General features: G+C 66.4%; 21 protein-coding genes. 9 read left to right on the top strand and 12 right to left on the bottom strand.

Annotated features, from left to right (window positions below):
• Nucleotides 1-5 precede the first annotated feature (5 nt).
• Nucleotides 6-1,346, top strand: coding sequence for a uracil-xanthine permease family protein (locus tag ACN0RC_RS06000; RefSeq protein ID WP_417509816.1), 1,341 nt, complete (start codon nucleotides 6-8; stop codon nucleotides 1,344-1,346).
• Between the two features lie 131 nt (nucleotides 1,347-1,477).
• Here ACN0RC_RS06000 and ACN0RC_RS05995 read toward each other — a convergent pair whose 3' ends face one another.
• A complete protein-coding gene (locus ACN0RC_RS05995; RefSeq protein WP_417509814.1) occupies nucleotides 1,478-3,004 on the bottom strand; it encodes a carboxyltransferase domain-containing protein in 1,527 nt (508 codons plus the stop codon).
• A gap of 4 nt (nucleotides 3,005-3,008) precedes the next feature.
• A complete protein-coding gene (locus ACN0RC_RS05990) occupies nucleotides 3,009-3,773 on the bottom strand; it encodes a LamB/YcsF family protein (protein ID WP_417509812.1) in 765 nt (254 codons plus the stop codon).
• 51 nt (nucleotides 3,774-3,824) lie between these two features.
• Here ACN0RC_RS05990 and ACN0RC_RS05985 point away from each other — a divergent pair, with 51 nt between their 5' ends.
• Nucleotides 3,825-4,676: a VOC family protein gene (locus tag ACN0RC_RS05985; protein WP_417509810.1), complete on the top strand. Its 852-nt coding sequence runs from the start codon at nucleotides 3,825-3,827 to the stop codon at nucleotides 4,674-4,676.
• A 16-nt stretch (nucleotides 4,677-4,692) separates the two neighbouring features.
• On the opposite strand, the gene ACN0RC_RS05980 is transcribed toward ACN0RC_RS05985, so the two are convergent.
• From ACN0RC_RS05980 to ACN0RC_RS05960, 5 genes are all read right to left on the bottom strand, one after another.
• The gene (locus tag ACN0RC_RS05980; RefSeq protein WP_417509808.1) at nucleotides 4,693-5,688 is read right to left on the bottom strand and encodes a LacI family DNA-binding transcriptional regulator; all 996 of its coding nucleotides are present in this window, start codon (nucleotides 5,686-5,688) and stop codon (nucleotides 4,693-4,695) included.
• A gap of 29 nt (nucleotides 5,689-5,717) precedes the next feature.
• Nucleotides 5,718-7,139, bottom strand: a complete 1,422-nt coding sequence (locus ACN0RC_RS05975; RefSeq protein WP_417509806.1) for a GH1 family beta-glucosidase — start codon at nucleotides 7,137-7,139, stop codon at nucleotides 5,718-5,720.
• A gap of 5 nt (nucleotides 7,140-7,144) precedes the next feature.
• Nucleotides 7,145-8,035, bottom strand: coding sequence for a carbohydrate ABC transporter permease (locus ACN0RC_RS05970; protein WP_417509804.1), 891 nt, complete (start codon nucleotides 8,033-8,035; stop codon nucleotides 7,145-7,147).
• Nucleotides 8,032-9,078 (bottom strand): carbohydrate ABC transporter permease, encoded by a 1,047-nt coding sequence (locus ACN0RC_RS05965; protein WP_417509802.1) that lies wholly within the window; start codon nucleotides 9,076-9,078, stop codon nucleotides 8,032-8,034. Before ACN0RC_RS05965 ends, ACN0RC_RS05970 begins: the two co-directional genes overlap by 4 nt.
• 97 nt (nucleotides 9,079-9,175) lie before the next feature.
• Nucleotides 9,176-10,489 (bottom strand): ABC transporter substrate-binding protein, encoded by a 1,314-nt coding sequence (locus ACN0RC_RS05960; RefSeq protein ID WP_417509800.1) that lies wholly within the window; start codon nucleotides 10,487-10,489, stop codon nucleotides 9,176-9,178.
• A 139-nt stretch (nucleotides 10,490-10,628) separates the two neighbouring features.
• On the opposite strand from ACN0RC_RS05960, the gene ACN0RC_RS05955 reads away from it, so the two are divergent.
• The 6 genes from ACN0RC_RS05955 (at nucleotide 10,629) to ACN0RC_RS05930 (ending at nucleotide 15,930) form a co-directional block, all read left to right on the top strand.
• Nucleotides 10,629-11,159, top strand: a complete 531-nt coding sequence (locus ACN0RC_RS05955; RefSeq protein WP_417509798.1) for an adenine phosphoribosyltransferase — start codon at nucleotides 10,629-10,631, stop codon at nucleotides 11,157-11,159.
• A gap of 62 nt (nucleotides 11,160-11,221) precedes the next feature.
• Nucleotides 11,222-11,470 carry a phosphoribosylformylglycinamidine synthase subunit PurS gene (purS, locus tag ACN0RC_RS05950; RefSeq protein ID WP_417510436.1) on the top strand — a complete coding sequence of 83 codons (249 nt, stop codon included), beginning with the start codon at nucleotides 11,222-11,224 and terminating at the stop codon, nucleotides 11,468-11,470.
• The gene (purQ, locus tag ACN0RC_RS05945) at nucleotides 11,467-12,174 is read left to right on the top strand and encodes a phosphoribosylformylglycinamidine synthase subunit PurQ (RefSeq protein WP_417509796.1); all 708 of its coding nucleotides are present in this window, start codon (nucleotides 11,467-11,469) and stop codon (nucleotides 12,172-12,174) included. Before purS ends, purQ begins: the two co-directional genes overlap by 4 nt.
• A gap of 85 nt (nucleotides 12,175-12,259) precedes the next feature.
• Nucleotides 12,260-13,186 (top strand): 2-hydroxyacid dehydrogenase, encoded by a 927-nt coding sequence (locus tag ACN0RC_RS05940; protein WP_417509794.1) that lies wholly within the window; start codon nucleotides 12,260-12,262, stop codon nucleotides 13,184-13,186.
• 62 nt (nucleotides 13,187-13,248) lie between these two features.
• Nucleotides 13,249-14,910, top strand: coding sequence for a glycoside hydrolase family 13 protein (locus ACN0RC_RS05935; protein ID WP_417509792.1), 1,662 nt, complete (start codon nucleotides 13,249-13,251; stop codon nucleotides 14,908-14,910).
• A 6-nt stretch (nucleotides 14,911-14,916) separates the two neighbouring features.
• Complete coding sequence (locus ACN0RC_RS05930; RefSeq protein ID WP_417509790.1) at nucleotides 14,917-15,930, top strand: LacI family DNA-binding transcriptional regulator; 1,014 nt, start codon at nucleotides 14,917-14,919, stop codon at nucleotides 15,928-15,930.
• Between the two features lie 12 nt (nucleotides 15,931-15,942).
• Here ACN0RC_RS05930 and ACN0RC_RS05925 read toward each other — a convergent pair whose 3' ends face one another.
• The gene (locus tag ACN0RC_RS05925; RefSeq protein ID WP_417509788.1) at nucleotides 15,943-17,439 is read right to left on the bottom strand and encodes a SulP family inorganic anion transporter; all 1,497 of its coding nucleotides are present in this window, start codon (nucleotides 17,437-17,439) and stop codon (nucleotides 15,943-15,945) included.
• A 229-nt stretch (nucleotides 17,440-17,668) separates the two neighbouring features.
• Between ACN0RC_RS05925 and ACN0RC_RS05920 the strand changes: the two genes are divergently transcribed.
• Nucleotides 17,669-18,883 carry an amidohydrolase gene (locus ACN0RC_RS05920; protein ID WP_417509786.1) on the top strand — a complete coding sequence of 405 codons (1,215 nt, stop codon included), beginning with the start codon at nucleotides 17,669-17,671 and terminating at the stop codon, nucleotides 18,881-18,883.
• A 98-nt stretch (nucleotides 18,884-18,981) separates the two neighbouring features.
• Here the strand turns inward: ACN0RC_RS05920 and ACN0RC_RS05915 are convergent, their stop codons facing one another.
• The 4 genes from ACN0RC_RS05915 to trxB are packed head-to-tail and all read right to left on the bottom strand — an operon-like array spanning nucleotide 18,982 to nucleotide 22,485.
• Nucleotides 18,982-19,386 carry an arsenate reductase ArsC gene (locus ACN0RC_RS05915; protein WP_417509784.1) on the bottom strand — a complete coding sequence of 135 codons (405 nt, stop codon included), beginning with the start codon at nucleotides 19,384-19,386 and terminating at the stop codon, nucleotides 18,982-18,984.
• A gap of 26 nt (nucleotides 19,387-19,412) precedes the next feature.
• Complete coding sequence (locus tag ACN0RC_RS05910; protein ID WP_417509782.1) at nucleotides 19,413-20,423, bottom strand: metalloregulator ArsR/SmtB family transcription factor; 1,011 nt, start codon at nucleotides 20,421-20,423, stop codon at nucleotides 19,413-19,415.
• Nucleotides 20,420-21,514, bottom strand: a complete 1,095-nt coding sequence (arsB, locus tag ACN0RC_RS05905; protein ID WP_417509780.1) for an ACR3 family arsenite efflux transporter — start codon at nucleotides 21,512-21,514, stop codon at nucleotides 20,420-20,422. Before arsB ends, ACN0RC_RS05910 begins: the two co-directional genes overlap by 4 nt.
• Nucleotides 21,511-22,485, bottom strand: coding sequence for a thioredoxin-disulfide reductase (gene trxB, locus ACN0RC_RS05900; protein WP_417509778.1), 975 nt, complete (start codon nucleotides 22,483-22,485; stop codon nucleotides 21,511-21,513). Before trxB ends, arsB begins: the two co-directional genes overlap by 4 nt.
• Nucleotides 22,486-22,520 lie beyond the last annotated feature (35 nt).

Below are 22,520 nucleotides of genomic sequence, written 5' to 3'. Positions count from 1 at the left end.
CACGCATGCCCGTGTGGAAGATTCATGGCGATGGTCGTAACGTCGCCCCCGACCAGGTCGTCAAGCCCGAAGAGCGCCTGAACTGGCCCGCAACCTTCGCCATCGGCGCACAGCACATCGTCGCGATGTTCGGTGCGACCTTCCTGGTCCCGATCATCACCGGTTTCCCGGTCTCGACGACGCTGCTGTTCTCGGGAATCGGCACGCTGCTGTTCTTGATCATCACGCGCAACCGGCTCCCCAGCTACCTGGGCTCATCGTTTGCCTTCCTCGCCCCGATCACGGCGATCAACGGCGGCGGCGCCCTCGAGACCCCGCAGCAGATCGGCCAGGCTCTGGTCGGCGTACTCGTGGTGGGAGTCCTGCTCGCAGGAGTCGGGTTCCTTGTGCAGGCGGTCGGCATCAGCTTCGTCGACCGCTTCATGCCGCCAGTCGTGGCGGGATCGATCGTCGCATTGATCGGCTTCAACCTCGCCCCCGCGGCGTGGAACAACTTCACGCTGCAGCCTGAGCTCGCCTCGGTCACCCTGATCGCCGTCGTGCTGTTCAGCGTGTTCTTCCGCGGATTCCTCGGCCGCATCTCGATCTTCCTCGGCGTGATCGTCGGCTACATCGTCGCGATCTTCACCGGACAGGTGACGTTCGACGGCGTCGCAGAAGCGGCCTGGATCGGGCTGCCCGACTTCCACCTCGCCGCGGTCGCCGACCCCGGAGCGTGGGCGTTCGCGCCGATGTTCCTCCCGGTCGTCCTCGTGCTCATCGCCGAGAACGTCGGCCACGTCCGCGGTGTCGCGACGATGACCAACGACCCGTCGATCAACAAGCACACCGGCCGTGCCCTCATCGCCGACGGTGTCGCCACGACCCTCGCGGGTGGCTTCGGCGGATCAGCGACCACCACCTACGGCGAGAACATCGGGGTCATGGCCGCGACCCGCGTCTACTCGACGGCCGCGTACTGGGTGGCAGGTTTCGCCGCGATCCTGCTGGCGTTCTCGCCGAAGATCGGCGTGATCTTCAACACGATCCCCGCGGGAGTCCTCGGAGGGGTGACCACCGCCCTGTATGGCCTCATCGGCGTCATCGGCATCAAGATCTGGGTCGACAACCGCGTGGACTTCTCGCGTCCGGTCAACCAGTACACGGTGGCGGTGTCATTCGTGATCGCCGTCGGTGGTTTCGCAATGTCGTGGGGTGCATTCCAGCTCGGTGCGATCGTCGTCGGCACGGTCGCCGCCCTGCTCATCTACCACCTGGGCAACGCGATCGCCCGCTGGCGCCGCTCGGGTGCGGACGATGGCGGCCCGATCCCCGCGGTCGGCCCGCTCGGCGGCGACCCGGAGTAGGCAGCATCCGGCACAGCAGATGTTGCGCACGGCGGAGCATGTTGCGCACGGCGGAGGAATCCGGCCACAACCTCCGGTGGGCGTAACACGCTCCGGCAAGTGCAACGCCGGAGGGGACGGATGCCGCGACCTCAGCCGACGCGGAATCGCACCCGCGCGCCCGGCGGCAGCTGCCCCGCGAGGTCGAGGCAGGAATCGGTGAGCGCGCCGATGATCGGGTAGCCGCCGGTGAGCGGGTGATCGGGCAGGAACAGCACCGGCTGCCCGTCACCGGGCACCTGAATCGCGCCGGTCACCGCACCCTCGCTCGGCAGCTCTCCGGCCACGGCGCGCTCGAGCGGCACCTCACCCTGCAGACGAATGCCGACGCGATCGGCCCGTGGCGTGACGAGCCATTCCTGCGTCGTCAGTGTGTGAAGAGCGGATGCTGTGAACCAGTCATCCCGCGGACCCAGGGTGATGCTGAGCTCGACGAGGTCACCCGGCGCCGGCAGCTCGCGCGTCACCACCGTGGGATCGACAGCCCGCCTGGGCGGCGCTCCCACACCGACGACATCGCCGGCTGCGAGCGGCGGCGGGCCGAGCCCGGAAAGGGTGTCGCTAGAGCGACTGCCCAGAGCGGATGCCACCCGCACCCCGCCGCGGATTCCGATGACGCAGCGCAGACCCCGCGTCGGATACCCCAGCTCGAGCTCATCACCGTCGGCTGTGGCGAACGGGCTGCCGTGCACGATGTCACGCACCTCACCCACGCGGTTCGTCACTGCCAGCTCGCCCACGGCTCCCGTCACCACGGCGACCCCCTCACCGTGAAAACGCAGCACTGCTCCCCCGACGCTCTCCAGCACCGCGGCGCCTCGATCATTGCCGACGGCGCGGTTCGCATCGCGCATGGCCGTGCGATCCGCCACGCCGAATGCCGAGACTCCGAGGCTCGCGCGTCCAGGACGGCCGGCATCCTGGACCAGCAGCTGCAGGGAGGTGCGGATGACCTCCACCCGATTGCCGGACGCTTCGACAGGCTCAGCGGCCGGGGAAAGCTGCACGTGATCGGCGCTCAGCCTCTGGAACCGCACCGCGATTCCCGGCACGAGCAGGGCAGGCGGCTCACGATCGAGGTCCCACATCACGGCATCCGTGCGTCCGATGAGCTGCCAACCGCCAGGGCTCTCTCGCGGATACACCCCGGTGAACGGCCCGGCGAGCGCCACCGCTCCCGCAGGCACTCGCGTACGAGGTGAGAGGCGCCGGGGCACATCGAACAGCGGATCGCTACCGATGATGTACCCGAATCCTGGTGCGAACCCGGAGAACGCCACTCGCCAGTGCGCAGCGAGGTGCCGGCTCACGAGCGCATCCGTCGAGACGCCGAGAAGAGAGGCGGTCTCAGCGAGGTCGTCTCCGTCGTACTGCACGGGGATCGTCACCTCGCCCGTGGGTCGTGCGTGCTCGTCCTGCGGCTCGGTCGCCTCCAGCAGCTCTGCCAGCGCGGCCGCCGACGTTCGCGCCGGGTCGAAGTGCACGAGCACGGTCCGCGCGCCGGGAATCTGCTCGATGATGCCAGGCAGCCCGCGCCAGGCGAGGTTCCATCGCATCGCCTCGTCGAGGTCGGCCGCTTCGACAAGGAGGGCGCGATCGGATGCCGTGAGAATACGCATCCGGTCACCCGCCGGCGAAGGCGGCGATCGTGATGCCGTTCTGCTGCAGCATCCGCTTCGTCTCTGCGGCCATGGCGACCGACCCCGCGCTGTCGCCATGCACGCAGATCGACTGCGCGTGAACGCGTACGTCGGTGCCGTCGATCGCGCGGATCACTCCTTCGTGCGCCAACCGCGCCATGCGCTGTGCCACCACGGCAGGGTCGTGCAGCACGGCGCCCTCGTGCGAGCGAGAGACGAGCTGCCCGTCCGGGCGATAGGCGCGGTCGGCGAATGCTTCGGATGCCACGGTAAGCCCTGCCCTCGACGCGATGTCGAGGACGACGCCGCCGGAGAGCCCTAGCAGAACGAGAGTCTGGTCGATCGCGCGGATCGCGGCGACGACGTCGGCCGCCTGTCGCGGATCGTGGGCAATGGCGTTGTACAGCGCACCGTGCGGCTTGACATACTGCACTCTGCCGCCGACGGCAGAGGCGAGCCCCATCAGCGCGCCGAGCTGATACTCGACATCGGCCTGCAGGGTTGCGGAGTCCACATCCATCTCGGTGCGGCCGAAGTTCTCGTAGTCGCGATACCCGGGGTGAGCGCCGATCACGACGCCGTGGCGGACAGCGGTCGCGAGCGTCTCGCGGATGCCCGTAGTGCTCCCGGCGTGAAAGCCGCACGACACGTTCGCGCTGCTGACGATCTCGAGCATCGCGGCGTCGTCGCTGATGACACGACTCGGAACGTTCTCGCCGAGATCCGAGTTCAGATCGATCATGGGCATGATCCAGACGATACTCGGAATACTTTCGTGCCTGTCGCCGTTTCACCTGTCATGACGAAAAAACTTGCCGAGGCAACAACAATGGGTGCGGTCACCCTGTTCGTCGCCGACCTCGACGCGATGACGGCCTTCTACCGTGACATCATCACTCTTCAGGTGCTGGGCGCCGAGGGCGACACCGTCACCCTCGGGCGAGCGGGTGTGCCGATCGTGATCCTGCAGCACTCGCCGAGCCTGAAGCACGCCACCCGTGGGTCGGCAGGCCTTTACCACACCGCGATCGTCTTCGAGTCGCAGGCGGCACTGGCATCCGCCCTTCTCTCGGTCGCCCAGCGCGCACCGCAGACCTTCACCGGCAGCGCCGACCACCTCGTAAGCCAGGCGTTCTACCTCACCGATCCCGAGGGCAACGGAATCGAGCTGTACTGGGACCGCGACCGCTCGGAGTGGTCGTGGACACACGGCCAGGTCGAGATGGCCACGCTGTACCTCGACCCGAATGCCTTCCTCCAGGAGCACCTCGGCGAGGACCCGGCCGACACGGCGCCCGCCCGCGTCGGGCACGTGCACCTCTCGGTCGGCGATGTCGCCACCGCACGCGATTTCTACGTACAGCGCCTGGGATTCGATGCGACCCTCTCCATGGGAGAGCAGGCCCTGTTCGTCAGTGCCGGCGGCTATCACCACCACATGGCGATGAACGTGTGGAACTCCCGGGGCGCAGGACCCCGGATGCCGGCACTCGGGCTCGGTCAGGTCGACCTCGCTCTGCCGGATGCCGACAGCCTCGGAGCCCTCGGCGAACGGCTGAAGCACTTCGGCACCCAGGTCGCCGACGACGGGCGCACGCTGACGTTCAGCGACCCGTGGAACAACACTCTCAAGGCGCAGCTGGTCGCGTGACGGGGCGCCTGCCCCCTCACGCCGAGGCGCGCACCACCAGCTCAGTCGGCAGAATCGTCACAGGCGGCGGCTCTTCGCCACGGAGCCTCGACAGCAGCACGGCCGCCATCTTCTCGCCCATGGCGTACATCGGCTGTCGCACGGTCGTCAGCGGTGGGTCTGCGTTCAGAGCGACAGGCGAGTCGTCGAAGCCGACCACGGCCACATCCTCCGGAACCCGCAGGCCCGCCCCGCGCAGGGCCGTGATGGCTCCGCGCGCCATGAGGTCGCTGGCGACGAAGATCGCATCAGGCTGACCGTCTGCGAGGATGCGCCGAGCAGCCTGCGCACCGCTGCCCTCGCTGTAGTCGCCTGCGACCTCAGCGACGGGAGCGAGCCCGGCATCCGCGAGCGCCGCCCGAAAACCCTCACTTCGATCGACAGAGGCGAGCATCGTCGCCGGACCCGCGATCGTCGCGATCCGCGTGCGGCCGAGGTCGATCAGATACTGAGTCGCCATGCGTCCTGCAGCGATGTTGTCGACGTCAACGACATACTCGCTCGCTCGCTGACGCTGCGGCCGGCCACCCCAGACCACGGGCAGCGCGTCTGACATGCGCTCGACGAACGCGTCACTCGTGTGGTGCGAGACGATCAGTGCGCCGTCGACGCCGCCATTGCGCACGAAGCTCGTCATCTTGTCGCCGGGGTCGTCGCTGGCGATGAGCAGGTTCAGCAGATAGTCCGAACCGCCCAGCGCCGCAGTGATCCCGGCGACGATGGACGCGAAGAACGGGTCGCCGAAGAAGCGCGTGGTGTCTTCAGGGACGATCAGCGCAATCGCGTTCGTCTGCCGCGAAGCCAGCGAACGGGCAGCACGATTGGGCACGTAGCTGAGCTCGGCGATCGCCGACTGCACAGCGTGGAGTGCCGCCGGGCTCACAGACGTTGACCCGTTCACGACACGGGACACCGTCGACCGGGACACCCCAGCGGCAGTCGCCACCTCTTCAATCGTCGCGCGCGAGACCACGGCTCTCCCTTCTGCCGCCTCTCCGACAGTCAGAGCGAGCGTGCGGCGATGATCCGAGCGTACTCGCGACCGCTGTCTTTCACCGTGCGCTGCTGAGTGTCGTAGTCGACGCGCACGATCCCGAAGCGCTTGTCATATCCCCAGGCCCACTCATAGTTGTCCATGAGCGACCAGTAGAAGAACCCTCGCACGTCGACGCCGGCGTCTGCGGCATCCAGCACTGCCGACAGGTGAGCGCGCACGTACGCGACACGATCAGCATCGTGGACCTGGCCGTCCTCAGCGACGACGTCGTTGAAGGCCGCGCCGTTCTCGGTGACGTAGAGCGTCACGTCGCGCTCGGCGGCGTACTCGTCCGAGAGACGGTGCAGCAGGCGCGTGAGGCCCTCCGGCTGGATCTCCCAGTTCTGCGCCGTGCGCTCAAGACCCCGCTCGACCGCATGGATGCCGGCATCAGAGGGGTACGGGCTGCGTCCCTTGCGCTCGGTGGCCGGACCGCCGGGCAGCGGCGGGTTCTCCTGCGCGGTGCCCGAGAGGAAATCACCGTGGTAGTAGTTGACGCCCTGCGTATCGATCGGCTGAGAGATCGTCTCGAGGTCGCCCTCGTGGATCGCGGCCTCGAACTGCGCAACGGCATCCGCGTCGACCGCACGGAAATCCTCGATGATGTCGGCGGGGTACTCTCCGCGATAGATCGGGTCGAGGAACCAGCGGTTGAACTGTCCGTCGACTCTGCGCGCAGCATCCACGTCACCCGCGTTATTCGGGTCGGCGGGGTCGGCGACTGTGTGGTTCAGCGTGATGCCGAGGTTGAGCGATGCATCGCGCGAGCGCAGCTCGCGGATCGTCTCACCGTGCGCGAGCAGCTGATGGTGCGCTGCCAGCAGCCCCTCGCTGATGCTCGTGTGACCGGGGGCGTGCTCGCCACCCGTATAAGAGAGGAACGACGAGCACCACGGCTCGTTGAGCGTCGTCCACACCTTCACGCGGTCGCCGAGCGCATCATGCATGGTTCCGGCGTAGTCGAGGAAGCGCGAGACGACGTCGCGGTTCGTCCAGCCGCCGTTCTCCTGCAGCGCCTGTGGCATGTCCCAGTGGTACAGCGTCAGCCACGGCATGATGTCCGCGCTGAGCAGCTCGTCGACGAGGCGCTTGTAGAAGTCGACGCCCTTCTCGTTGACGGCGCCACCGTCTGGGCGCACTCGTGCCCACGACGTCGAGAAGCGGTAGGTCTGAAGCCCCAGCTCCTTCATCATCGCGACGTCGCTCTCGTAGCGGTGGTAGTGATCACACGCCACGTCGCCGTTGTCGCCGCCGATGACCGTTCCCGGCACACGGGAGAACTCGTCCCAGATCGAGGCGGTGCGGCCGTCTTCGAACGCCGCACCCTCGATCTGATAGGCGGCAGTGGCCGCACCGAAGAGGAAGTTCTCGGGGAAATGCCTGGTCATAAAGGTCATCCTTTCACCGCGCCAGCCATGATGCCACTGACCAGCTGCTTGCCCGCGACCACGAAGAGGATCAGCAGGGGCAGGGTCGCGAGCACCGCACCGGTGAGCACGATTGAGTAGTCGATGTAGTAACCGGACTGCAGCTGGCTGAGCGCTGTCTGCAGCGTCGGGTTCTGGGGAGAGAGAACGATGAGCGGCCACAGGTAGTCGGTCCACGCCGTCATGAAGGTGAACAGGCCGAGGATCGCCATGGCGGGGCGCGCGGCCGGGATTCCGACCGTGAGGAAGGTGCGGAACTGGTTCGCACCGTCCATGCGTGCCGCCTCGATGAGCTCGTCAGGGATGACATCGACGAGGTACTGGCGCATGAAGAACACCCCGAAGGCGGTGACCAGCGTCGGCACGATCACGGCGCCGATCGATCCGGTCCAGCCCATCTCGCGCATCACCATGAACAAGGGGATGATGCCGAGCTGCGTGGGAATGGCCATCGTGGCGACGACGAAGATCATCAGTCCCTCGCGACCGCGGAAGCGCAGCTTCGCGAAGGCGTATCCGGCGAGAGTAGAGAAGGTCACGACCGAGAGCGTGATCACCGTCGAGATGATGACCGAGTTGCCCAGGGCCAGCCAGAACGGGATGGCGTCGAAGACCTTGGCGGCGTTCGCGAAGAAATTGCCGCCGGGGATCAGCGGCAGCGTCTCGCCGCGGGTGGAGTTGGTGCCGCTGGCGACGACCACCGACCACCACAGCGGGTAGACGCTGCCGATGATGAAGGCTGCCAGCAGCCCGTAGGTGAGGAAGCCAGGACGGCTGCCGACGCCTGCGACACCACCGCTGCTGCTGCTGCGACGACGGATCTTCTCCGGCACGCTGAGGGCCTGTGTCGCGGTCATCGCTGTGCTCCTGTCTTGGCCTGGCTCTTTCGGGCGCGGCGCCTGGCCGCGCGGCTCTTCGGTGCGTCACCGGTGGATATCCCGCGGGTGAGCAGGAAGTTGATCACACCGATCGCCACGATGAGCACGAACAGCAGGATCGCAACGGCGGATGCTTCGCCGAGATTGCGGCGGAAGAATGCCATCTCCCACAGGAACAGCACCGTGGTCTGGAACTGCCGGTCGCTGCCGCCGATGCCGCCGGCGGTGGATACGTCGAACAACCGAGGCTCGGCGAAGACCTGCAGGCCACCGATCGTCGCGGTGATGATCACGAAGATGAGGGTCGGTCGGATGGTGGGAATGGTGATCGAGAAGAAGCGGCGGATGGGGCCGGCGCCGTCGATCGCGGCGGACTCGTAGAGGTCGCGCGGCACGGCCTGCATCGCGGCGAGCAGGATGAGCGCGTTATAGCCGGTCCAGCGGAAGTTGACCATCGTGGCGATCGCGATGTGCGAGAGGAAGGTGTTGTGCTTCCACTCCTGGTCGACGATTCCGATGAGGTTCAGAAGATTGTTGGCGAGGCCGTCGGCCTCATTGAAGATGCTCGAGAAGATGATCGCCACCGCGACAGGGGTGACGACGAAGGGGATGAGGATGCTCATCCGCCAGAACGTGGGGGCCCGAAGGCCACGGTCGAGCAGGTAGGCCACGATCAGCGCGACCGCGAGCTGCGGGATGGCTGAGAGCAGGAAGATGCTCAACGTGTTGAAGATCGAGTTCCAGAACATCGCGTCGCCGAGAACCTCGATGAAGTTCCCTGCCCCGACGAAGTCGCCCTGGCCCTTGAGCAGGTCCCAGTCGAAGACTGCGACGTACACCGTGTAGAGCAGCGGGAACAGTCCGACGAGGCCGAACAGCAGGAAGAACGGCGAAATGTAGAGGTAGGGCGAGGCGTTCTGGTCGAACCGGGATACGCGATGACGCCAAGAACGTCGTTTACCGGCAACCGCCGGATCGGCGGTGGCGACCACACGATCCTTGGGTGGGGCAGTGAGAGTCATGATTGTGTCCTTGACGTCGAAGATGTGATTCGTCCCGGCCCCGGCCGCCGGGCGAGCCGGGGCCGAGACGAGATCACGAACAGTGGATGCTTCGGTATCAGCCGACGAGTTCGTTCAGCAGCGAGATGGCCTCATCCCACGACTGCTGCGTGTTCACTTCACCGCGGTCGAGCTTGCTGAGTGCCGGTCCGAAGACGTTCTCCTGGATGATCGAGTCATCTGCGCCCTTGAACTGCGCGACAACGCCCTTGGCACGCTCGGCCAGGATCGCACCGGTGGGTGCGTCGTTGAAGAACGCGTTCGGGGTGGCGTCGGCCGCGAGGGACTCCTGCGCCTTGATGGTCGAGGGGAAGTTGCCAGCGGCAACCGACTGCTTCACCTGCTGCTCGGGCTGCGTCAGCCAGTCAGCGAGCTCAGCGGCTGCTTCCTTGTGCTCCGAGGTCTCCGGGATCGTGAGCCATGCTCCACCCCAGTTGACCGCTCCGCCGGGGAAGACGTCTGCGAAGTCCCAGCCGGTCGATGCGTCGCCGCCGCCAGCCTCGACCTGACCCTGAACGACACCCAGCATCCAGCCGGGGCAGACGAAGGTCGCGAACGTGCCGTCGACGAACGACTTTCCGCCGTTCCAGTCCCATGCCGCCTGAGCAGCCGACTGGCCGCCCTCGGTTGCAGCACCCAGGAGCTCGAAGCGCTCCTTGAGCTCCTTGTTGCCCTCGACGTTCAGCTCACCGTCAGCGGTGTAGTAACCCTCGTCGAGCTGGTTGACCATCGAGTTCCAGACGAAGCCGGAGTGGTCGTACCAGGCCTTGCCGGTCTTGTCGGTGTACTCCTGGCCGACCTTGAAGAAGTTCTCCCAGTCGCCGTCGAGCAGCGTGGCAACCGACTCGCGGTCGCTCGGGAGGCCGGCGGCCTCGAAGGCCGCGCCGTTGTAGCAGATGCCCGAAGGGCCGATGTCGGTGCCGTAGCCGATCACGCGGCCGTCGGCGTCGGTGCCCTGAGCGTACTTCCAGTCGACCCAGTCGCCCTTGCGGTCCTCGATGCCGTAGTCCTTCAGGTCGACGAAGGTGTCGGAGACGTCCATGATGGCTCCGAGCCAGCCCTCTTCGACCGCGACGATGTCGCTGAGGCCAGAGCCTGCGGCGATCTTGGTGAAAGCGTCGGTACGAGCGTTTCCACCCGTGTCGATGTTCGTCGCCTCGATGGTGACGTTCGGGTGCAGGTCCTCGTACTCCTTGTACAGGTCGTCGTAGCCGAAGGTGCCGAAGGTCGTCACGGTCAGCGTGACGTCTGCGTCGGCATCTCCCTCAGCGCCGGAGTCGGTGCCGCCTGAGGCGCAACCGGCCAGGGCGAGAGCTGCTACGGATGCGACGGACGCTGCTGTCAGCACGCGTCGACGGATGGATGTGTTCACGATTCACTCCTTTGTGCGGGTGGGGTTTCACTGCTTGGCTCTGTGACGTGGGAGCGCTCCCACGATCGTTGAGTAACTGTATGGGAGCGCTCCCAAGGTTGTCAAGTGCCACCTCAGGAGAGGCCGGTAGCCTTGACCGGTGCCGTCCCGTGAACTTTCTTCTGCCCTCGCCCGCGCCGAATCTCTGATCCGCAGCATCCCGGACTACCCGGAGCCGGGGATCCTCTTCCGCGACATCACGCCACTGCTGGCCGATCACGATGCGCTGCGCGCGACCACAGAAGCGCTGATCGAGCCCTTCGCGGGAACCTTCGACTACGTGGCCGGAATCGAAGCACGAGGATTCCTGATCGCCGGCACCGCGGCGATCGCAGCGGGTGTCGGCCTCATCCCGATCCGCAAGGCGGGCAAGCTGCCTCGCCCCGCGGCATCCGTCGATTACTCACTCGAATACGGCACCGCCACCATCGAGATGCACGACGACCTGCCCCAGGGCTCGCGTGTTCTGCTCATCGACGACGTGCTCGCCACTGGTGGCACGCTCGCCGCCGGTCGTCACCTCATCGAACGGTTGGGATCCCACGTCGCAGGCATCTCGGTGCTCTTCGAGATCGACGGGCTCGGCGGCCGCGAGGCCGTCGGCGATCTACACACCGTCTTCCACTCCTGACGCGCACTCGCACGCACACTAGACTGGGCGTGCCCGCCTTCCCGCGACTTCCGGAGCCGTTCATGCCCACCATCGTCGTCGACGTCATGCCCAAGTCCGAACTGCTCGACCCCCAGGGGAAGGCCGTCTCCGGCGCATTCTCACGCCAGGGTGTGACGAGCTTCAGCGATGTGCGCATCGGCAAGCGCTTCGAGCTCACTGTCGACGGCGAGGTCACCGACGCTGTGCTGGCAGAGGCGAAGAAGATCGCCGAAGACGTGCTGTCGAACTCCGTGATCGAGGACGTCGTCGGCATCGAGGTGGTCGAGTGAGCGTCCGCATCGGCGTCATCACTTGGCCTGGATCGCTCGACGACCGCGACGCGCAGCGCGCTGTCCGCCTTGCCGGCGCCGAGCCCGTCGCCCTCTGGCACGGATCGCACGACCTCGAAGGCGTCGACGCGCTCGTCCTTCCCGGTGGCTTCAGCTACGGCGACTACCTGCGAAGCGGCGCGATCGCCGCGCTCTCGCCGATCATGTCCGAGGTGAAGGATGCCGCGGCATCCGGAATGCCGGTGCTCGGAATCTGCAACGGTTTCCAGATGCTCGTCGAGGCGCACCTGCTGCCCGGCGGGCTCATCCGCAACGACCACCAGCACTTCGTGCGTCGCGACCAGAAGCTCACGGTCGAGAACTCCGACACCGCCTGGACCAACACCTTCCGCCGGGGCCAGGAGATCGTCATCCCGCTGAAGAACGGCGAGGGCGGCTACATCGCCTCCGATGAGACTCTCGATCGCCTCGAGGGCGAGGGCCTGGTGGCCTTCCGCTACGCGGGCGTCAACCCCAACGGATCACTGCGCGATATCGCCGGCGTCACGAACGAAGCCGGAAATGTCGTGGGCCTCATGCCGCACCCCGAGCACGCGACAGAGGCGGGCTTCGGCCCCGACACCGACGCCGCCATGCGATCGGGCACAGACGGCCTCGGCTTCTTCGCGAGCGCCGTCGCTGCGGTCGCCCGCGTCGCCGCGTAGGCTTCGGCGCCGGCTGGTGACTTGGGCCGAGCGTACTCCGGTGATGCGGCGGCCGATAGGTTCGCCGCCTCGCTAGGCTCGAAGCGTGAGTCTCTTCGTCACCGTTCCCACCGCTCGACTGGCCGAGAACCTCGGCGCCCTGCCCGAGGGAGTGGAGCTGGAGGTCTGGGACCTGCAGTCCCCACCCCCGCGCGAGAAGATCGACCTGGTGGTTGCGCCCTACTTGAGCGACAGCACGGTGCTCGGTGCACTCCAAGGGCTCGACATCGGCCTCGTACAGAGCCAATCCATCGGGTACGACGGTGTCACTGACCAGCTACCCGAAGGTCTGCGCTACGCGAATGCCGCGAGCGTGCACGAGGCGTCCACGGCCGAGATCGCGCTTGCGCTGACGCTTGCCGCACAGCGACAGCTCCCTCGGTTCATCCTCGCGCAGCAGAACAGCGAGTGGTCGCCGGTGTTCGCCGAGAGTCTCGCTGATCGCCGGGTGCTGCTGGTCGGCTTCGGCGGCGTGGGCGAGGCGATCGCCATGCGCCTGGAGCCCTTCGAGATCGATCTCACCGTCGTCGCGCGCACCGCGCGTCCGGTCTGGCATGAGCGGCTCGGACGCGTGCAGGTGCATGCGATCGACGAGCTGCCTGCTCTGCTGCCGAATGCCGAGATCGTCATCCTCGCGCTCCCCGGGGGCGACGCCACGCACCACCTCTTCGACGACGCGCTGCTGGAGAAGATGACCGACGGTGCGCTGCTGGTCAACGTCGGCCGCGGCACCCTGATCGACAGCGACGCGCTCGTGCGCCAGCAGGGACGCATCCGCGCGGCACTCGACGTCGTCGACCCCGAGCCCCTGCCCCCCGAGCATGACTTGTGGAAGACGCCTGGCGTGCTTCTCTCACCGCACATCGGCGGAGCGTCCACCGCGATGAACCCACGGATCGCTCGTCTCGTCCGCGGGCAGATCGACCGGATGCTGCGCGGTGAAACCCCGGTGAATGTCGTCATCGGCGAATAGCCTTCGAACCGTTTCGATCCGCGCCCTAGCGGGCCTGTAAGCGTTTGCACTATGCTGTTGCCATGACAGAGCTTGAGCAGTTCGCAGCGCCCGGTTCCGAGTGGTGGCGAAGCGCCGTTATCTACCAGATCTACCCGCGTTCCTTTGCTGACGCCTCTGGTGATGGAATCGGCGATCTGCCCGGTGTGACCAGCAGACTCGATTCCCTCCAGGATCTCGGCATCGATGCGATCTGGCTGAGCCCGTTCATGACGAGCCCCCAGAAGGATGCTGGTTACGACGTCGCCGACTACCGCGATGTCGACCCGCTGTTCGGCACACTCGCCGATTTCGACACGATGCTCGCGGCAGCTCACGCCCGCGGCATCCGGGTGATCGTCGACCTCGTTCCGAACCACTCCAGCGATCAGCACGTGTGGTTCCAGCAGGCACTGAAGGCGGCCCCCGGCAGCCCCGAGCGCGCTCGTTACATCTTCCGTGACGGCAAGGGCGAGAACGGCGAGATTCCGCCGAACAACTGGGAGAGCGTGTTCGGCGGCGGCCAGTGGACTCGCATCACCGAGCCCGACGGCACCCCTGGCCAGTGGTACCTGCACATCTTCGACCCCTCGCAGCCCGACTTCGACTGGACCAATGAAGAGGTTCGCGAAGAGTTCCGCGGCGTCCTGCGCTTCTGGCTCGACCGCGGCGTCGACGGATTCCGCGTGGATGTCGCCCACGGCATGATCAAGGCCGACGGCCTCCCCGACTACACGCCCCCGTCCGAGTCCGACTCGATGGGCGGCGGCGAGGACGACGTGCCCTACTGGGGCCAGGAGGGTGTCCACGACATCTACCGCGACTGGCACAAGGTCCTCGCGGAGTACGATGGCGATCGCGCACTGTGCGGTGAGGCCTGGCTGCCCACTCTGAAGAAGACGGCACTCTGGGTTCGTCCCGACGAGATGCACCAGACGTTCAACTTCCCGTACATGATGACCGAGTGGGACGCCGAGAAGGTCCGCGGCGTCATCCGCGACTCCCTCGAGGAGTTCGGCAAGGTCGGCGCTCCCAGCACCTGGGTGCTCTCGAATCACGACGTGATCCGGCACGCTTCTCGCCTGGCTCTCACCGCTGACAGCCCGCAGGGCGACGGAATCGGACCGAAGTCCGCTGGCAAGCCCGACGAAGCGACCGGTCTCGCACGCGCTCGCGCGGCGACCACGATCATGCTCGCGCTGCCCGGTTCCTCGTACCTGTACCAGGGCGAAGAGCTCGGCCTTCCTGAGGCGATGGAGATCCCCGACGAGTTCCGTCAGGACCCGACGTGGTTCCGCACGAACGGCGAGCGCTACGGCCGCGACGGCTGCCGCGTGCCGATCCCGTGGGAAGCGGATGCTGCGGCGTACGGCTTCAACACGACCGGTGACTCCTGGCTGCCGCAGCCGGAGGAGTGGTCGCGTTTCGCTCGCGATGTCGAGGAGGCCGACCCCGCCTCCACCCTGCACATGTACAAGACGCTGCTGGGCATGCGCCGCGAGTTCGAGCTCGGCAACGGCTCGCTGGTGTGGGAGGACCTCGGCGAGAGCGCCATCGCCTTCCGCCGAGGAGACGTGTATGTGGTCGCGAACCTCGGTGCAGAGCCGTTGGAGCTCGGCGACGATGTGACCTTCATCACGCAGAGCCAGAGGTTCGACGGCACTGCCGTGCCGACTGATCACGCAGCCTGGTACACGAAGAACTGAGCCACCGTGGTCAGCATCGATGAGGTCGCGCGAAAGGCCGGGCTGTCAACCGCCACGGTCTCGCGCGCCCTCAGCGGTCGCGGCTACGTCTCCACCTCTTCTCGCGAGAAGGTTCACCTGGCCGCCGAGGAGCTCGGTTACGTCGTCTCTTCGCGGGCTTCGAGCCTGGCGTCAGGGCGCACGAGGAACATCGGCGTCGTGGTGCCGTTCCTCGATCGGTGGTTCTTCAGCACGGTGCTCTCTGGAGTGTCCAGCGCGCTGATGCGCCACGGCTACGACATCACGCTCTACAACATCACGGCCGATCAGGACGTGCGAAAGGACGTGTTCGAGACGGCTCTGCGACGACAGCGCGTGGATGCTGTCATCGCCGTCTCCATCGAGCTGAACGAACACGAGACCGCGCGACTGCTCGCGCTCGGTCTGCCGGTGATCGCCATCGGTGGCCCGAACCCCCGGCTCGACACGCTCACCGCCGATGATGGTGCGCTCGCGCAGCTCGCCACGGAACATCTGCTGACCCTCGGCCACACCGAGATCGCGCACATCGGCGCAAGCCCCGAATTCGATCTGGACTTCCACATCCCGACCAATCGCCGGCTCGGTTTCGAGACGGCGCTGGCTGGTGCGGGGATCACTCCGAATCCCGCGTTCCTGGCGCCTTCGGACTTCACGGTCGAAGGCGGGTATCGGGCAGCGAAGCAGCTCCTGGGGCGCCCCGGACCTCGCCCGACCGCGGTCTTCGCGGCATCCGATGAGATGGCGATCGGTGCCGTCATGGCGGCGCGTGATCTCGGGTACCGGGTGCCCGAGGACATTTCGGTGATCGGCATCGACGGTCACGAACTCGGCGAGTTCTTCCAGCTCACGACCGTCGATCAGTTTCCGCTCGCGCAGGGCGAGCGGGCGGCCGAGGCTGTGCTCGCGAAGCTCGAGGCGACGAACGAGCCTGCCGCGCATGCGGCGCTGCCGTTCGAACTCATCGTGCGCGGAACGACGGCGCGGCCTCAGGAGAAGTGACCGGGTACGCGCTCACGCCGGCGGAAAGCCCCCGCTCAACCGCCCGTGGAACACTCCGCTGGCGACGTTGAGCCCGACGAGCTCGACGGTCTTCTCGTGAGCGAGATACTTCGTCTGGATCGCGTCGAGTGCGGCAACTGTCGAGGCGTCCCAGATGTGCGACCGTGACAGGTCGATGACGATGCGCGCCGGATCATCGACGTACTCGAACTGCGTGGTGAGGTCGTTGCTGGAGGCGAAGAACAGCTCACCGTCGACGACGTAGTGCGCGGCATCCGCCGTCACCGTCCGGGTGACGGTCGCGAAATGCGCGACGCGACGGACGAAGAGCACGGATGCCACGACCACACCGGCCACCACCCCGATGGCGAGGTTCGAGGTGAGAACCACGAGCACGACGGTCGAGGCCATGACGAGGGTCTCGCTCTTCGGCATCCGCTTCAGGGTCGACGGGCGGATGCTGTGCCAGTCGAAGGTCGCTACGCACACCATGATCATGACCGCGACCAGGGCGGCCATCGGAATGATCGCGACGACATCGCCGAGAGTGACGACAAGGATGAGCAGGAAGACACCGGCGAAGAACGTGGAGATCCGCGTGCGTGCGCCGGACACCTTCACATTGATCATGGTCTGGCCGATCATGGCGCACCCGCCCATGCCGCCGAAGAACCCCGAGAGGATGTTCGCGACACCCTGCCCCCAGGCCTCGCGAGTCTTCCGGGAGTGCGTGTCGGTGATCTCGTCGACGAGCTTCGCGGTCATCAGCGACTCGAGCAGACCCACCAGTGCCATGCCGAGCGAGAAGGGCGCGATGATCGTGAAAGTCTCCCAGGTGAACGGGACGCTCGGGAAGAAGAGCTCGGGAAGGCTCTTGGGGAGCTCGCCCTCGTCTCCCACGGTAGGCACATTGAGCGCGAAGACGACCACGACCGCGGTGACCAGGACGATCGAGACGAGGGGCGCCGGGATCACCTTGGTGATGCGGGGCATCATCACCATGATCAGGATGCCGCCGGCGACGAGCGGATACACCAGCCAGGGCACACCGATCAGATGCGGCAGCTGTGCGATGAAAACGAGGATCGCGAGCGCGTTGACGAAGCCGACCATGACGCTGCGCGGGATGAAGCGCATGAGCTTCGCGACGCCGAAGAGGGCGAGGAGGATCTGGAAGATTCCGGCGAGGATGACCGTGGCGATGAAGTAGTCCATCCCGTGTTCGCGCATCACCGGCGCGATCACGAGTGCGACCGCTCCCGTCGCCGCGCTGATCATCGCGGGGCGTCCGCCGACGAACGCGATGGAGACCGCCATCACGAACGCGGAGAACAGCCCGACCTTGGGATCGACCCCCGCAATGATCGAGAAGGCGATGGCTTCGGGGATCAGCGCGAGACCCACCACCAGGCCCGCAAGGACTTCGCGCGTCAGCAGTCGAGGCGATTTCAGCGCAGTGAGCACGGAGGGGTTCGGCCGGTAGCGGGCGCGATCGTCGACGGTTGTCATGCGGGTGCTCCTGGGATGTGCGCCCGAGCGGGCGTATCAACTGTAGTGCGGGGCCCGTCTCGCCTGCCACGCAGTGACTGATGCGCGCGCCCTTTCATCGACGCCCCCTCTGATCATCGACGCCCCCTCTGATCCGCGCGTTTGAGCGGGGGCCTCGGCGGCGCGAGGGGGCGCCGAGGCCGCTGGCGCGGGCGACCGGGCGGGTGACCGGCCGTCTAGAGTCGAGGTCATGGCCATCGACCTTGTGCACCTGTACACCGATCTCCACCGGCATCCGGAACTCTCCTTCCAAGAGACCCGGACTGCAGCAATCGCCGCCGGTCACCTGCGCGATCTCGGCCTCGAGGTCGAGGAGCGCGTCGGCATCACCGGTGTCGTCGGAGTGCTGCGCAACGGTGACGGCCCCGTCGTCTGGGCGCGGGCCGACATGGATGCGCTGCCCGTTCTGGAGACCACCGGTCTGCCGTACGCGAGTACCGTGACCGGCATCGATCCGGCAGGAAGCACCGTGCCGGTCATGCACGCCTGCGGTCACGACATGCACGTGACGGCGATGATCGGTGCCGTCGAGCGGCTCGTGAACACCCGCGGCGAGTGGTCAGGGACGCTCGTCGTGCTGATCCAGCCCGCCGAGGAGTACGGTGCCGGCTCGCGGGCGATGCTGGATGACGGCATCCTCGATCGCTACCCGAAGCCCGATGTCGTCCTCGGGCAGCACGTCACCCCCCTTCCGGCCGGCGTGGTGGGCATGCGACCAGGGCCGCAGATGGCGGCAGCGGACGGCATCACCGTCACACTTCACGGCCGCGGCGGACACGGCTCCCGGCCGCATACGACCATCGACCCGGTCGTGATGGCTGCGGCCACGGTGATGCGCCTGCAGACCATCGCATCGCGTGAAGTCGACCCGCGCGGCGTCGGCGTTGTCACGGTCGGTTCGATCCACGCCGGCACGAAGAACAACATCATCTCCTCGGAGGCCACGCTCGAGCTCAGCCTGCGCTATCCCGACGATGCGGCGCGCGAGCGGATCATCGCGAGCGTCGAGCGGATCGTGCGGGCAGAGGCGGCGGCATCGGGTGCGCTGCGCGATCCCGAGTTCCGCACGGAGCACCGGCTGCCGCCGACGATCAACGACCCGGAAGCGACAGCGCGCGTCTCAGCCGCCATCGACCGCGCACTCGGCGCCGGCACGGTGATGGACCCGGGCTTCTTCACCGGCAGCGAGGATGTCTCGTGGTTCGCCAGGGACTCCGGCGCACCGCTCGTCTTCTGGTTCTGGGGCGTGATCGACGCGGAAGCGTACGCTGCGGCCGTCGCCGATGGCACGGTGTCTGATGTGATCCCGACCACGCATTCGGCGCTGTTCGCACCGGTGATTACCCCCGGCATCGAAATCGGGGTGACCTCGATGACCGCCGCCGTGCGGGAGTTCATGGCCTGAGCCGCGCACACAACTCCTGAGAAACTGGACTCCGCCGTCTCACCCCGCCCCGAAACACCGGGATCGGGGAAAAGTTCAGGAGTTATGCGCGGCTCATGTCAGAGGAGTTCGCCGACCAGCTGCTCGATGCGCCCGCGGATCTCGTCGCGGATGGGCCGCACGGCTTCAATTCCCTGCCCTGCCGGGTCTTCGAGCTCCCAGTCCTCGTAGCGTTTGCCGGGGAAGATGGGGCACGCGTCTCCGCAGCCCATCGTGATCACCACATCAGACGCCTGTACAGCATCGGTGGTGAGCACTTTGGGACGCTCGGCCGTGATGTCGATCCCCAGCTCGCGCATGGCCTCGACAGCGGTCGGGTTGATCTGGTCGGCAGGCATCGAGCCCGCTGATCGGACCTCGATACGGTCTCCGGCGACCTGGCGCAGGAAACCAGCCGCCATCTGCGAGCGGCCCGCGTTGTGCACGCAGACGAAGAGCACGGAAGGGGTGGTGGTATCGGTCATGGTGTCTCCAGACAAGGGGTAGGTGGTCAGTTCAGAAGATCGTCGACGAGCGTGCGGACGCGGGCGGCAATGTCATCACGGATGGCTTCGACCCCTTCGCGCGACGCGAGTGCCGGGTCACCGACGGCCCAATCGTCGTAACGGATGCCGGGAATGACCGGGCAGACGTCACCGCATCCCATGGTGACGACGACGTCGGCCGCACGTACCGCATCGTCGGTCAGCGGTTTCGGAAAACGTTCAGATGACACGTCGCCCTCGATTCCGGCGAGCAGGGAGCGCACATGCGGATGGATGACGTCTGCGGGCGACGACCCGGCAGACCGGGCGACAACTCGTCCGGCCGCCATTTGGTTCACAAGCGCGGCAGCCAACTGCGAACGGCCGGCGTTCGCGACGCAGACGAACAGCACCTGCGGCACAGAGACTTCGCGGTCGCGGGTGAGATCCGCGAGACGTTGCCTGGCGAACCGTTCGGCGAGGGGGATCAGTGCTGATGTGACGCGTGCCGTTCGGGCCAGGGAAGTGTACGACTCCCGGACGATCGCCAGCACAGTCGACGCATGCAGCTCTGGCACCTCTGCAGCGAGCTCATCGGCCAGCCGCGTCACGCGTGCGTCGAAATCAGGGCGTCGATCCTCATCTGTGATCTCTTCGGCCCAGGATTCTGCGACAGAAGCCGGCGCAAATGAATCCAGGAGGGCGGTGACAGCGCCACGACGGCTCTGGTTGATCTTGTACCAGACCCACGTTCCGCGGCGCTCGGACGTCAGAACATGCACGTCCTTGAGGACCTTGAGATGGTGCGAGACCGTCGGTTGCGATACTTCAGCAAGCTCCGCGAGGTCGCACACGCAGGACTCGCCTCGAGGATCGGATGCGATGGCTGACAGCATCCGAAGCCGGAGCGGGTCAGCGAGCGCCTTGAGCGTGGCGGCGACAGACGCGGCCGCTTCCTGGCCGATGGCGTGCGACACAGCTGGGCGGCAGGCTGTATCCACGGACGTTGCGTCCTCGGACGCAAGAGACGCACTCATGACGGCATCCGCTCGTTCGTGTACGGGTCGGTGTGGAACCAGGCGCGGGCGGCCCAGAGCGAGACGTAGACGAGTCCGACGAGGATCGGTACCTCAATGAGCGGTCCGACGACACCGGCAAGTGCCTGACCGGATGCGGCACCGAAAGTGCCGATTGCGACGGCGATGGCGAGCTCGAAGTTGTTGCCCGCTGCGGTGAACGCGAGCGTCGAAGAGCGGGCGTAGCCGAGGCCGAGGGCTCTCCCCGTGAAGAGCCCGATGAACCACATCACGGCGAAGTAGACGAGCAGCGGCAGTGCGATGCGCACGACGTCGAGGGGGCGTGAGGTGACCTGTTCTCCTTGAAGGGCGAACAGCAGCACGATCGTGAACAGCAGCCCGTAAAGAGCCCATGGTCCGATCTTGGGCAGGAATCGCTCCTCGTACCAGTCCCGACCTTTTCGGCGTTCACCGATCCATCGCGAAGCGAAGCCGGTGAGGAGAGGGACACCGAGGAAGATGAGGACGTTGAGAGCGATCTGTCCGACCGAGATCTCCAGGCCCTGGGTATCGAACCCGAGCCAGGCAGGGAGCACGGTGAGGTAGAACCAGCCGAGCAGTGCGAAGGCGACGACCTGAAAGACCGAGTTGATCGCGACGAGCACTGCTGCCGCTTCTCGGTCGCCGCAGGCGAGGTCGTTCCAGATGATGACCATAGCGATGCAGCGTGCGAGACCGACGATGATGAGTCCCGTCCGGTACTCCGGCAGGTCGGGGAGGAACGTCCACGCCAGAACGAACATCAGCGCGGGGCCGATGAGCCAGTTCAGCACCAGGGAAGAGATGAGCAGCTTCTTGTCGCCGGTGACAGCAGCGACCCGGTCATAGCGAACCTTCGCGAGCACCGGGTACATCATCACCAGCAAGCCGAGCGCGATAGGCACGGAGATGCCGCCGACCTCGAGGTGGGCGAGCACGGTCGATACGCCCGGGATGAATCGACCGAGGAGGAGGCCCGCGATCATGGCAAGGCCGATCCACAGCGGGAGCCACCGGTCCAGTGTCGACATCCGGCGGGTTGCGGATCGAACAGGAGCAGCCGCGGTACTCATACGAAGACGTCTTCCTGCTCGATCACGACAGTGCTGTCGTCGAGGGCGGAGAGGTAGTGCTGGGCGTCTTGCGCGGCCGCGCACCCGGTGCCGGCTGCGGTGATCGCCTGCCGGTAGGTGTGGTCGACGAGATCCCCGGCGGCGAACACCCCAACGAGGTTCGTGCGCGTGGAGGGATGCTCGACGAGGACGTAACCGTCCGCATCCGTGTCGACGATTCCGGAGACGAGCTCCGAGCGCGGGTCGTGGCCGACCGCGACGAACACGCCTGTGACGGGAAGAACGCGGTCTGCACCGGTGACGACATTCCGAAGAGTGACGGCCTCGACCTTCTCCGCACCGAGGAGGGCGACGACCTCGCTGTTCCACGCGACGTCGATCTTCGGGTGGTCGAGTACACGCTGCGCCATGATCTTCGAGGCACGGAACTCGTCGCGACGGTGCACGACGGTCACCTTCGATGCGAAGCGGGTGAGGAACAGCGCTTCTTCCATCGCGGAATCTCCGCCGCCGACGACGACGATCTCCTGCTCACGGAAGAAGAACCCGTCACACGTGGCGCACCATGAGACTCCGTGTCCGGTGAGACGCTCCTCATCAGGCAGTCCGAGCGTGCGGTACGCGGATCCCATGCTGAGAATGACCGCGCGCGCATGGAATGTGTCACCCGCGCCGGTCTCGATGGTCTTGACCGGCCCCTCGAGTTCGACGCGGACGGCGTCGTCGAGCAGGATACGGGCACCGAAGCGCTCGGCCTGGGCGCGCATCGACTCCATCAACTCGGGACCCTGGATGCCGTCGCCGAAGCCGGGAAAGTTCTCCACCTCGGTGGTGGTCATCAACGCACCACCGGCGGTCACGGAACCAGCAAGAACCACCGGAGCAAGACCCGCACGCGCGGCATAGACCGCGGCTGTATACCCCGCCGGGCCAGAACCGATGATGATCAGCTCAACCTCTTGTATCGACATGCGTCTATATTGACATCAATCGATATGCATCCGCA

Origin of the sequence: Microbacterium sp. (genome assembly GCF_048259935.1) — a bacterium.
GTDB lineage: Bacteria > Actinomycetota > Actinomycetes > Actinomycetales > Microbacteriaceae > Microbacterium.
Note: the sequence above shows the minus strand (reverse complement) of the source record. Positions and strands in the feature narration are given on the sequence as shown.